Genomic DNA, 11178 nt, shown 5'->3' with positions numbered 1-11178 from the left:
CCGGGTGGTTATTGCAGGGGGACCATACCCGTTCCCATCCCGAACACGGCCGTCAAGACCCCTAGCGCCGATGGTACTCCGTCTCAAGACGTGGGAGAGTAGGTCGCTGCCCGGTCTGCTCGCTAGATCCAATACCCTCGTGAACATGTTTAATACGCCCTGCGTCATGCAGGGTGTTTTTGTCTCTGCTTCCAGTCGCTTAACGACAGTTTTCAAACTGTGCCGGAGTTGACGAGGAGCGATGTGAGGCCTAGAAGTTCCTCACCCTGATGCGGGGTGGAGCAGCCCGGTAGCTCGTCAGGCTCATAACCTGAAGGTCGTAGGTTCAAATCCTACCCCCGCACCCAACAAGAACCCGTCAGGCGATGCCTGGCGGGTTTTTTCGTGGCTTCAGCGCGCCTTGAGCGTAACCGTCCGGCGAACCCGCCCTTGTCGCCATCGACCGCGTCGTCAGACTTGCGCGCATTGTGCGGGCGATAAGTGTCCGCTTAATCGCGAAGTGGACACTTATTCATGGGTGATAAGAGACGCCAGCGCCGCCGTTATACCGATGCGTTCAAGCGCCAGGTTGTAGCGGAGAGCTTTGATCCGGATGTGTCGGTGGCCGAGACAGCGCGGCGGCACCAGATGAATGCGAACGCGCTGTTCAACTGGCGCAAGGACCCGCGTTTCAACACGGACCTGGCCGAGTGCGCCTCGCCTGAAGTCGAGCCGGTCTTTCTGCGGGTCGAGATCGATGCCGAAGAACATTCTCTCGTCGAGCCCGCCACAGTGTCCACGCCATCCGTCACTCAACCTTCACCCACCAGCGCTATCGAGATCGCGCTGGTGTGCGGCACGCGGCTGCGCGTTGAGAGCAATGTTGAAGAAGCCGCACTGACGCGCGTGATCCGGGCGATCGGAGCGGCAGCATGATCTCGGTTACCGCCGAGACGCGGGTCTGGCTGGCCGGCGGGGTGACGGATATGCGCAAGGGCTTTAACGGCTTGGCGGCACTGGCCGAGAGCAAGCTCTCCGAAGATCCCCATTCCGGTCAGATTTTCATCTTCCGCGGCCGGCGCGGCGACCTCGTGAAGATCATCTGGTGGGATGGCCAGGGGGCCGGTCTCTTCTCCAAGCGGCTGGAGCGCAGGCGCTTTGTCTGGCCCTCGGCTGCGGACGGCAAGGTCGCGCTTGGCCGGGCCCAGCTGGCGATGTTGCTGGAGGGCATCGACTGGCGCATGCCGCAGCACACCTGGCGGCCCTTGGCGGCGGGGTGATCGCCCTTAACTTGCTGCAAATGCGACGATATCCCGTGTTCTCTCTGGGACTCGCGTCGGCTATAAAATGGTCGATGCGAACGCGACCGAGCAATACCTCCAGCGACCTGCCTGATGACATCGATGCCCTCAAGGGCGCGGTGGGTGTGCTCGAGCGCGAGCTCTATAATCGCGACCTTCTCATCGAGAAGCTCAAGCACCAGCTGGCCGGACTGCAACGTCACCAGTTCGGGTCGCGCTCGGAGAGCCTGGATCAGCTCGAGATGCGGCTGGAGGACGAGGAGATCGCGCAGGCGAGCGCGCAGGCCGAAGCAGAAGCCGAAGCTGAGGCCGACGAAGCCCCCGCCAAGCCCAAACGCAATCCGCTTCCAGCCCACCTGCCGCGCACCGAGAAGGTCCTCTCGCCCGGCGAGGCCTGTCTGTCCTGCGGCGGAGATCTCAAACGCCTCGGCGAAGACGTCACCGAAGAGCTGGAATACGTGCCGGGGTACTTTGTTGTGAACCGCATCGTTCGCCCGCGCATGGCCTGTTCGTGCTGTGAGCGCATGCACCAGGCCGCACTGCCCTCACGCCCGATCGAGAAGGGCCGGCCGGGACCAGGGCTCTTGTCCCATGTGATCATCTCCAAATATGGCGATCACTTGCCGCTTTATCGCCAGAGCCAGATCTATGCCCGCGAAGGCATCGAGCTGGAACGCTCCACCCTGGCCGGATGGGTGGGACAGTCCGCGCGGCTGCTGGAACCGCTGGCCGAAGCCATCGGACGCCATGTCCGCCAGGGCCAGGCCATCTTCGCCGATGATACCCCCATGAAGATGCTCGCTCCGGGCAAGGGGCGAACCGCCACCGGCCGCATGTGGGCGTATGTCCGTGATGAGCACGGCTGGTCGGGCAGTGCCCCGCCCGCGGCCCATTATCGCTTCTCAACGGATCGCAAGGGCGAACATCCTGCTGATCATCTGTCCGGCTATCGCGGGTTCATGCATGCCGATGGCTATGCCGGGTTCAACCGGCTCTACGACACCGGCCAGATCATCGAAGTGGCCTGCATGGCCCATATCCGGCGCAAGTTCGTGGATGTGCAAACGGCGTCCGGTTCGGCCATCGCCCAGGAGGCGGTTGAACGCATTGCCCGGCTTTATGCGATCGAAAATGCGATCCGCGGCAAGCCACCCGACCAGCGCGCCGCGGCGCGCCAGGCCCGATCAAGACCCGAGTTCGAGGCGCTTGATGCTTGGCTGCAGACCCAGCTCACCCGGGTATCCGGCAAGACGCCTCTTGCCGCGGCGATCCGCTATGCCCTCACGCGCATGAAGAAGCTGGAACCCTGGCTGATGCACGGTACCACCGAGCTCGACAATAATGCCGCCGAGCGCGCCATGCGCCCGATCGCCCTGGGCAGAAAAAATTTCCTTTTCGCCGGCTCGGAAGACGGCGGCAAGTCAGCGGCCATTGCCTATACGCTGATCGAGACCGCCAAACTCAACGGTCTCGATCCGCAAACTTGGCTTACCGATGTCCTGGCCAATATCGCGGATACCAAGATCACGCATCTTGAGGACCTGATGCCCTGGTCTTACGCTCAGCGAAACTGAGCGTAAGACAGGCGCGTCGCACCTGGTAGGACGGGATGGCCGGACGCTTTCCGTTTATGCGGGTGATCGAAGCTATCTGGCCAGGCGGATCGGCAACCAATGAAGGACTGCAGGCTCGCCAATTTCTCATTGGTTTAGTCGTCCTTTTTGCCCTACCCGGCTTGTTTCCCTTTCTAAGGCGAGACGCCTCGAGCCAAACGCTCAAATCAGAGGACCAGATTGCCCGCGAAAGGCAGTTGTGGAAGCGAAATTGGCCACAGATCCTTCTTGCGGCCGCTTACCCACTGATAGGCGCTGGAAGCTTCTTTATCTGGAACGCAATTTTGCTGTCGCCGGGCTAGTTGGCTGACATCCGGATAGTCGGGGACCACGGGGCTCTAATGCCCCGGTCTTCTACGAAACCCCGCACCAGATATCGGCACTCACCAAGATATGATACCGAGGTTTCCTGATAGGACGACATCCGGCCTGGACCGCGCCTGTATTCGCGCTCCAACCGGATGGCTTCAGCCTATGCGCCTCTATCCGATCCGCATGGGCGTCGGCCGCCTCCGTCCAGTCCCCCATCGACAACCACTTCAATCTCGAACGCTATTCCTACCGCCGCGAAGACTTCAAGGAAAACCGCTCCGCCACCCTGGCCGAATGGCGTCAGCTTGCGGCCTGAGTTAGGTTCGATCCCGATCTTTCGAGACCGGTCCATTTTTGCCTGACACCACCCTGACAGTGCCAATCCGTTTTTGTCTAACAGCACCTTTAGTCGCACTCCCCACTTGACGGATCGACACGCACGGCTCAAAAACTAATAATTAGCAAACGCTAAGGGCCGCCATGACCGGAAAGCAGAAGATCCTCGATTCAGCCTATGAGCTGTTCTGTGAAAGCAATTTCGACGCTGTCAGCATCCGAGATATCGGATCGCGCGCGGGGATGACGAATCCTGCCCTGTATCAGCACTTCAACAGCAAGGCCGCATTGGCCGAAATGCTCTACATGCAATGTTATGAAAGGCTTCTGGCGTCGGTCGACGAGCATGCGCAACATGCGGTGGGGCCGGTCGATCGGGTTGAAGCCTATATTCGGGGAAGTGTTGCTCTCCACAAGGCGCGTCATTCCCCGCTTCTCTTTCTTGAGGACTATCAGCGGCAGTTCGGATTGCGGGTTCGCGAGGTTTACGGTGACCAAGCCATCTCCAACCGATTGTCCAGCTGGCTGCTTGAAGGGCAGGCAGTCGGAGCCATTCGCACCGATGTGTCGGTCGAGGCCATGACCGCCCTGTGCATTGGTCAGGTCACCAAGTGGGCAATGATGCACTCGATGGGTGTTGCCGGCCGTGAAGATGCGCCCGAAGGTCTGGTGGCGCTGGTCAGAGCCGCAATCCGAAATCCAGCTCCGGCAGAAGGAGGTTAGTATGATAACTTTCACCCTCGCTCTACTTGTTGCGGCGACGAATCCAGAATCCGCAAACGCGATAGCTGACGGTATCGTGCAGCACGATCAGATACCTGCCGCGGGTATTGCGTTGGTCCGCTGTGAAAGCTTGGATGCGGCCGTGTCTGGTATCACCAGCAATTCCCATTCGCTCCCCACCGAAGCCCTTGCCGAGAGCCGGTTCAGCCTTGGATCCAACGCGAAATCATACCTCGCTACAGCCGCAGCGGCGATTATAGATCAGGGTCTCGCGCGATGGGACATGACAGTCGCGGAGAGCGGTGCCTTTGAGCTCAATGAGGATAACCCGAACTATCATGTAACCCTCTATGAGTTGCTTACGCACACATCGGGGATTGCAAGCTATTCCTCCGGCAGGGATCTGGATGAACTCGTAATCGACAGCGAATCGTCGGTCGCACCGCATATTCAATTTGCTAGATTGGCACTGGAGTCCCCGAGCGCTGGTGCACGGGGAGACTACCTTTACTCCAACGCCGGCCCGGTCGTGGCTGCGACCATACTGGAGCACCTCACCGGTCTTGGGTGGCTGGACATTATCGATCTCTATGTGCTCGAGGCTTGGGGGGTAGGCGCGCAACTGGCCGCCCCAGTTTCGGATGATCCAGCGCATTTGTTCGGACACTATGCGGAAGATGAAGGCCTTGCTGTTTACGCTCTTGAAGAGCCTGAAATTCCCCCATTCCTCCATCCTGCGGGCTATCTTTCGGTTACGATTGAAGAGTATGCGAGATATCTCCAGCGACATTTGTGCGGGTTACAAGGCTTTAGTTCGGGTGGTCTAAGCCCAACGAGCGTCGCCGAGCTCCATGCGCCAGCTCCCGGCACTCAGAGCGCAATCGGATGGGCGTACGGTGAGGTCCAGGGTGCGAACTGGTCTTACCATGTCGGGACGACTGGCACTCACTATGCCTATGCCGCAATAAATCCAGAGCTGGACCGCGCATTCGCCGTTTTGGTCAATTCGGGCACGCCGCAGGCAGGCCAGGCTGCGCTCAGCACCTTGCTCGATCTGATGGAGTAAGCTCGTGCAAATTCGGATTGACCTTTTTTCGAGCTTTGGAGCGCCCGCCTTGTTCAAATACTTCCTGTTCTCGGCATGCGCCGTGGTGTTTGCAGGCGGTGCACTCGCTCAACCGCTCACCTCAGAGGCACTGAGCGAAGACATTTCGATCGCCCGGCAGGCGCTTGAGCGAGTTCATCCTGGTTATGGTCGCTACACGTCCATCGATGAGATGGACAGGTATTGGGATGCCCTCGAACACGCCGCTGAGGCGGGGCTCGACGCTGATCAGTTTTATCTTCAGCTATCCGGAGTTTTGGTCGAGTTGCGTTGCGATCACACAAAGGCTGAGTTCACCGAAGCCATGATCGCGGAGCGGACCGAGACAGCGACTTACCTTCCCTTCACGTTCAAGCTATTCGAGGACGATAGCGGCAGTGTGCGGATGTTCGTCGAGGCAAGTGCAAACGCGAGACTGGCACGCGGCGATGAAATTCTCGCTATCGACGGCGACCCGGTCTCTGAACGCATCGCAGCAGCGGCACGATTCGTGCCGGTAGACGGTTTTACAGACCACGTGCGGATCCACCAAATGTCCCGACCTGGAGAAATCTTGGGGACTGACTTTGAAGTGTTTGACGCCCTGCTCAATCCAGGTTCGGAGCGCGTAGAGCTCGAGATTGCGCCGATAAGCGGCGGGAATGTTTCAATTGCTGTCGATCGATTGACATGGCCTGAGAGCCAAGCGTTACGAGCCGAACCGCAATGGCGCAATTTTTCGGATGAGGGCTCTGTAACCGTTGAATACCCGGCAGATGACGTCGCGGTCTTGAGCATCGAAACATTCGTCAACTACCGTTCCCCGGTAGACCCGAATGAGGTCTATTCTCGCGTTTTCTCGGAGATTGCGACCGAGGGTTCGGAAACGTTAATCGTTGATCTGCGACGGAATGGAGGCGGGTCCGCCGACGCGCAACTTGGTTTAATATCCTGGCTGATCAGGGAGCCGATCGCTCCTGTCCGTGATATTCGCGTCAGGACGATCGATCTTTCAGGCCTCGAGAGCCATTTATCCACATGGATCCCTGAAGCCCTCAACCCGCAGGCCGAATACTTCTATCGGTTGGACGATGGATGGTATTCCCTCCGCCCGGAATATGGTGGCGCGACGGGTCTGCTACAGCCGCAAGAGGGCGCTTTTGATGGCGAGTTGATCGTATTGACGAGCGCCTCGAATTCTTCCGGTGCCGCAGCCTTTATGGGTACGATGCTGGAGTCCGAGCGGGCTGTTCTGGTGGGCGAGCCCACAGGCGGAAGCCAGGAGGGGCCGACCGCGGGGATTATTTTCTTCCTTACTCTACCAAACAGCGGAATTGTTGTACGTTTGCCGTACCAGCTGACCTTGCAGGCAGTCAGCAATCCGGTAATCGGACAGGGTTACACTCCCGATATTCTCGTCCGGCAGACTATTGACGACTGGCTTGAGGGGCGGGACCGGGTTTTGCGAAGGGCTATAGAAATAGCCGTTTCAGACTGATTGTTATGGTCGAGAAAAATGTATGAGAGTGCGCCGGCCGCGCCTGTCAGATAAAGCCCGGCGTTCGTGCGGTAGCCGCCAAATCGGCGGCATGAGCGTAAGACAGGCTCGGCGCCCCTGGTAGGGCGGGTTGGCCGGACGGTTACCCTTGAGCGGCTTCCTGCATGATCTCCGCCAGCAGTTCCAGACCCTCGCGAATGGGCGATTGCCGGCGCCAGACCAGGGAGATGTCCCGTCCTGCGCGCGGGTCTTCGATCTGGCGGAAGACCAGGCTGTCATCCCGGCGCGCTTCGCATTGCACATAGAGGTCGGGTAGGATCGCGATCCCGGCGCCCAGGGCGGCCATGTGCCGTATAGCGTCCAAACTGGTGCCCTCATAGTCCGAAGCCACATAGCCGCCGGCACGATAGGCGAGCTCCTGAACCAGTTTGGTGAGGCGGTGTCCGAGACCCAGGGTCAGGAAGCCCCGTTCCTTGAGTTCCTCGAGCGTGACCGGACGGGTGGTGGAGGCGAGGTGGTCTTCGGGTTCGACGGCGATCCAGAGCTTTTCGCTGAACAGGGTGACGCCGACACAGCCGGGGTGATCTTCCAGGGTCGAAACCGCAGCGTCCAGCAGGCCCTGCTCCAGCATGCTGGCCAATCGGTCGGTCGCCGCGTCATTGATGCTCAGCCGAAGATCCGGGAATCGTGAGTGCATGGGCTTGGTACAACGCGGAAGTAGATAGGGGCCGATCGTTGGCAGGACGCCCAGGCGAACGCGACCAAACAGGCCGGTCTCGCCGTGGGAGGCGATCTCCTTGAGGTCTTCCATTTGTCGCAGGATGTAGCGGGCGCGGCGAATGACCTGTTCTCCGATCGGCGTTGGATAGGCACCGGCTCGCGAGCGTTCGAAGAGGGTGGCTCCCAGCTGGGCCTCTGCATTGGCAACCTGGGTGGAAAGGCTGGGCTGGGCCACGTTCAGCCGTTCGGCCGCCTCGGAGAAGCGTCCTGTATCCGCGATCGCGACAAGGTATTCGAGCTGTCTGAGTGTCGGTTTCATATAGCTAAAAGCTAATCAGAACATATAAAGCTTATATTTTATCTAAACCGATACGACAACTAACTTCTCCTCATCGACAACGACATGGAGATCTGCACGAAGAAACGCCACCTCCGGATCAGCTTCCAAAGCCTGTCCCCGCACGCTCGGAAGTCGTCACGACTCGCCTCATCCAGACAAGGCGCGCCCGGCCCACCCTGTCAGTTGCCGGGCATCCGGCCAGACTTCCCTGCTGCACGAGCCCCGACTTCTCGTGTCGCATAACTGGCCAGGGATGACGCCCGATCGGCCTCCTCCGTTCCTGTGTGCCGGTCGGGCGTTTCCCAATTGTAGATCGAGTTAAAGGACCAAGACATGACACGTGCGCTGGTGCGTATTGGCGAATTCCTGCGCATGGAGAGCGCCGCCGGTATCATTCTCATTTTTGCGGCAGCCTTTGCGCTGATCGCCTCGAACTCGCCGTTTGCGGCGCAATATGCAGGGGTATTCCAGCAATACCTGCAGGTCGGCTTCGGCGAACAGGCGATCAACAAGCCGATCCTGCTTTGGATCAATGATGCCTTGATGGCCATTTTCTTCCTGCTGGTCGGCCTGGAGATCAAGCGCGTGATGATGGAGGGCGCGCTGTCCTCCGTCTCCAAGGCAACGCTGCCTGTCGTGGCAGCGATTGGCGGCATGGTCGGACCGATGATGGTCTTTCTCGCCTTCAACCACAGCAGTCCGGAGACCGTGTCCGGCTGGGCGATACCCGCCGCGACGGATATCGCTTTTGCGCTTGGCATTCTTCTGTTGCTGGGGCGTCGCGCGCCGGTCGAGCTGAAGATCCTGTTGTTGGCCATCGCGATCATTGATGATCTGGGCGCCATCACAATCATCGCACTGTTCTACACGTCCAACCTGGTCGTTGAACCGCTGTTTTATTCGCTCGCTTGTGTCGCCATCCTGTTCGGGCTCAACCGTAGCCGTGTTTCATCCTTGTGGCCGTACCTGCTTGTCGCGACCGTACTCTGGGTGCTGGTACTCAAGAGTGGTGTACACGCCACCCTGGCAGGTGTCGTGACGGCTGCCTTCATTCCTCTGCGTACTCGTAAATCCAGCCCCTTGCACAGGCTCGAGCATGGCCTGCACCCGTGGGTGGCTTTCGGCATCCTGCCGGTCTTTGCCCTGGCCAATGCCGGCGTCACTCTGGCTGGACTTGAATGGTCCGCGGTTATGACCCCGCTCACCCTGGGCATCGCCTTTGGCCTGGTCATCGGCAAGCAGGTCGGCGTGTTCGGTGCCATCCGGCTGGCGGTAAAAACCGGGCTGGCGCGCAAGCCGGAAGCGGTGAGCTGGGCCCAGCTTTACGGGCTGGCATGCCTCACAGGTGTCGGTTTCACCATGAGCCTGTTTATTGGTGGCCTTGCCTTCAGTGATGTCAGCCTGATGACGGAAGTGCGTATTGGTGTGCTGGGCGGATCACTGGTGTCGGCGTTGAGCGGCGTTGCCGCACTGATCCTGGCCGCACGCAAACCAGCGCCCCGCTCGGACAAGGAAGACATGATTGGAGGAACCGCATGATTGACGTGAACGGAATTTTGACCGCCATCCAGCAACGCCCGGGTCAGTCTACAGCGCTGATTGGTGGAGGCGCGGCGATCGCCGGCCTGGCCACCGGAATGCTGGCCGGCAAATCCGGGCGGAAATTCATGGGCAAGGCTGCCAAGTACGGCGCGGTGGCCGCCCTGGGAGGGTTGGCCTATCACGCGATTTCCCGCCGCAAGGGGGGAGGGGCTACCCCACCGTCCGATGACTACTCCACAGTTGCGGCAGGCACAGCCTTTTCCCGTCCGCACAGGAGGAAGATCGCCTCGACGCGCGGTCAAGATCTCTGGTCAGGGCGATGATCGCGGCAGCCACGGCTGATGGTTCAATTACCGCGCTGGAAAAGGATCGGATACAGTCTCGGCTGACCGAAGCCGGCATCAATGCGGAGAGCCGCGCTTTCCTCGAGGCGGAGCTTTTGACCCCGCTGGATATGGAGGCCGTTATTGCTGATGTTGAGGGTGAGGAGCACGCCGCAGAGATCTATTCAGCGTCCCTTGTCGCGATCGATCGCCAGGGCGCAGTAGAGCGGGCCTATCTGCAACTCCTCGCTGCTCGCCTGGGGCTTGATGCCGGGCTCGTCGAGGAAATTCACCGCAGCGCCGACGCGCCCGAATACGCCTGAATACGTTTGTTGAATTATCGCCATGCTTGATCTTGCACTTGCGACCCTGACATCACCGCCAGTCCTGTTTTTTGCCCTGGGGCTGACTGCAGCCCTGGTGCGCTCGGACCTTGCCTTGCCGGAGGCCGTATCCAAGGGGCTGTCGCTCTATCTGGTCCTGGCCATTGGCTTCAAGGGGGGCGTGGAAATGGGCGCCGGCGCCAGTTGGTGGGGGCGGCGAGTGTTGTGCTGGCGGGCATTGTCCTGTCAGCCTGTCTGCCGCTGATCTCATTTACGGCGCTCAGAGCAACCACCCGGCTGGGCCAAGTTGATGCGGCTGCGGTTGCTGCGCACTACGGCTCGATATCCATTGTGACCTTTATCGCTGCCAGGGATGCCCTGGCGGGATTGGGGGAGGCGGCCAGCGGACATATGGTTGCCGTTGCTGCCGCGATGGAAGCGCCAGCCATCCTGACCGACTTGATCCTGGCGGGCCGCGTTGCCAGCCAGGCGACCCTGCAACCTGCCGCGCTGAGCGCGGCACCCTCAGCGCCCAGTCGGCCAAATGGAGATCTGGTCAGGGAGTGTCTGACCAATGGATCCATTATGTTGTTGCTCGGCAGTTTTGTGATCGGCTGGATGACGGGCGAACGAGGCATGAGTTCGGTTGAGCCGTTTGTCTCCGACATTTTCCGCGGCATGCTTTGCCTATTCCTTCTGGATATGGGGCTGACGGCCGGGCGTGGCCTCGTGAAATCCTGGCGGCAATTGCGTCCTTCGCTTCTGGCCCATGGGCTGATGATGCCGGCGGTCGGCGCGGGCATCGCCCTGCCGGTCGGGCTGGGCCTTGGTCTTTTGGCAGGTGATCTGGCGTTGTTGATGACACTGTGTGCCTCGGCATCTTACATCGCTGTTCCCGCCGCTTTGCGCATGGCCTTGCCGCAGGCGCAGTTGACGACGCCCTTGACGCTGTCACTGGGGGTGACTTTTCCGTTCAACCTGCTTGTTGGTATTCCGATCTATATCGCGATAGCGCAGGCGGTGACTTGATTGCGGAGAACCCGCCGGACACTGGTCCGGTGGGTTTTCTTGTCTGCGGCATGCT

12 protein-coding genes, 1 tRNA gene and 1 rRNA gene are annotated in these 11178 nt (G+C 60.0%); 13 read left to right on the top strand and 1 reads right to left on the bottom strand.

Translation table 11 applies throughout. The features are described 5' to 3' along the window. The 8 genes from rrf to JJ889_RS15005 all read left to right on the top strand — a co-directional run bounded on the left by rrf (nucleotide 1) and on the right by JJ889_RS15005 (nucleotide 6846). Nucleotides 1-115: ribosomal RNA gene (gene rrf / locus JJ889_RS15040) — 5S ribosomal RNA — on the top strand. A 155-nt stretch (nucleotides 116-270) separates the two neighbouring features. Continuing rightward, nucleotides 271-347 (top strand) — tRNA-Met (locus JJ889_RS15035). A 166-nt stretch (nucleotides 348-513) separates the two neighbouring features. After that, nucleotides 514-915, top strand: coding sequence for a transposase (locus JJ889_RS15030; protein ID WP_291896502.1), 402 nt, complete (start codon nucleotides 514-516; stop codon nucleotides 913-915). Then, a complete protein-coding gene (tnpB, locus tag JJ889_RS15025) occupies nucleotides 912-1259 on the top strand; it encodes an IS66 family insertion sequence element accessory protein TnpB (protein ID WP_291896499.1) in 348 nt (115 codons plus the stop codon). The genes JJ889_RS15030 and tnpB overlap by 4 nt, the downstream gene beginning before the upstream one ends. Nucleotides 1260-1333: 74 nt before the next feature. After that, nucleotides 1334-2854 (top strand): IS66 family transposase, encoded by a 1521-nt coding sequence (locus tag JJ889_RS15020; RefSeq protein ID WP_291896497.1) that lies wholly within the window; start codon nucleotides 1334-1336, stop codon nucleotides 2852-2854. Nucleotides 2855-3685: 831 nt separating this feature from the next. After that, nucleotides 3686-4264, top strand: coding sequence for a TetR/AcrR family transcriptional regulator (locus JJ889_RS15015; protein ID WP_291896495.1), 579 nt, complete (start codon nucleotides 3686-3688; stop codon nucleotides 4262-4264). Between the two features lies 1 nt (nucleotide 4265). Continuing rightward, entirely contained in the window at nucleotides 4266-5330 is a 1065-nt protein-coding gene (locus tag JJ889_RS15010; protein ID WP_291896492.1) for a serine hydrolase, read from the top strand. Nucleotides 5331-5379: 49 nt separating this feature from the next. After that, nucleotides 5380-6846: a S41 family peptidase gene (locus JJ889_RS15005; RefSeq protein WP_291896490.1), complete on the top strand. Its 1467-nt coding sequence runs from the start codon at nucleotides 5380-5382 to the stop codon at nucleotides 6844-6846. Between the two features lie 142 nt (nucleotides 6847-6988). Here the strand turns inward: JJ889_RS15005 and JJ889_RS15000 are convergent, their stop codons facing one another. After that, nucleotides 6989-7885: a hydrogen peroxide-inducible genes activator gene (locus JJ889_RS15000; RefSeq protein WP_291896489.1), complete on the bottom strand. Its 897-nt coding sequence runs from the start codon at nucleotides 7883-7885 to the stop codon at nucleotides 6989-6991. Nucleotides 7886-8239: 354 nt separating this feature from the next. Between JJ889_RS15000 and nhaA the strand changes: the two genes are divergently transcribed. The 5 genes from nhaA to JJ889_RS14975 are packed head-to-tail and all read left to right on the top strand — an operon-like array spanning nucleotide 8240 to nucleotide 11123. Further along, complete coding sequence (nhaA, locus tag JJ889_RS14995) at nucleotides 8240-9445, top strand: Na+/H+ antiporter NhaA (RefSeq protein WP_291896487.1); 1206 nt, start codon at nucleotides 8240-8242, stop codon at nucleotides 9443-9445. After that, complete coding sequence (locus JJ889_RS14990; protein WP_291896485.1) at nucleotides 9442-9771, top strand: DUF533 domain-containing protein; 330 nt, start codon at nucleotides 9442-9444, stop codon at nucleotides 9769-9771. Before nhaA ends, JJ889_RS14990 begins: the two co-directional genes overlap by 4 nt. Then, a complete protein-coding gene (locus JJ889_RS14985) occupies nucleotides 9768-10094 on the top strand; it encodes a DUF533 domain-containing protein (protein ID WP_291896483.1) in 327 nt (108 codons plus the stop codon). Before JJ889_RS14990 ends, JJ889_RS14985 begins: the two co-directional genes overlap by 4 nt. 22 nt (nucleotides 10095-10116) lie before the next feature. Continuing rightward, complete coding sequence (locus tag JJ889_RS14980; RefSeq protein WP_291896482.1) at nucleotides 10117-10359, top strand: sodium-dependent bicarbonate transport family permease; 243 nt, start codon at nucleotides 10117-10119, stop codon at nucleotides 10357-10359. Beyond that, nucleotides 10320-11123 (top strand): sodium-dependent bicarbonate transport family permease, encoded by an 804-nt coding sequence (locus JJ889_RS14975; RefSeq protein ID WP_291896481.1) that lies wholly within the window; start codon nucleotides 10320-10322, stop codon nucleotides 11121-11123. Before JJ889_RS14980 ends, JJ889_RS14975 begins: the two co-directional genes overlap by 40 nt. The last annotated feature ends 55 nt before the right edge of the window (nucleotides 11124-11178 follow it).

This window comes from Maricaulis sp., from assembly GCF_017643475.1.
GTDB lineage: Bacteria > Pseudomonadota > Alphaproteobacteria > Caulobacterales > Maricaulaceae > Maricaulis.
Note: the sequence above shows the minus strand (reverse complement) of the source record. Positions and strands in the feature narration are given on the sequence as shown.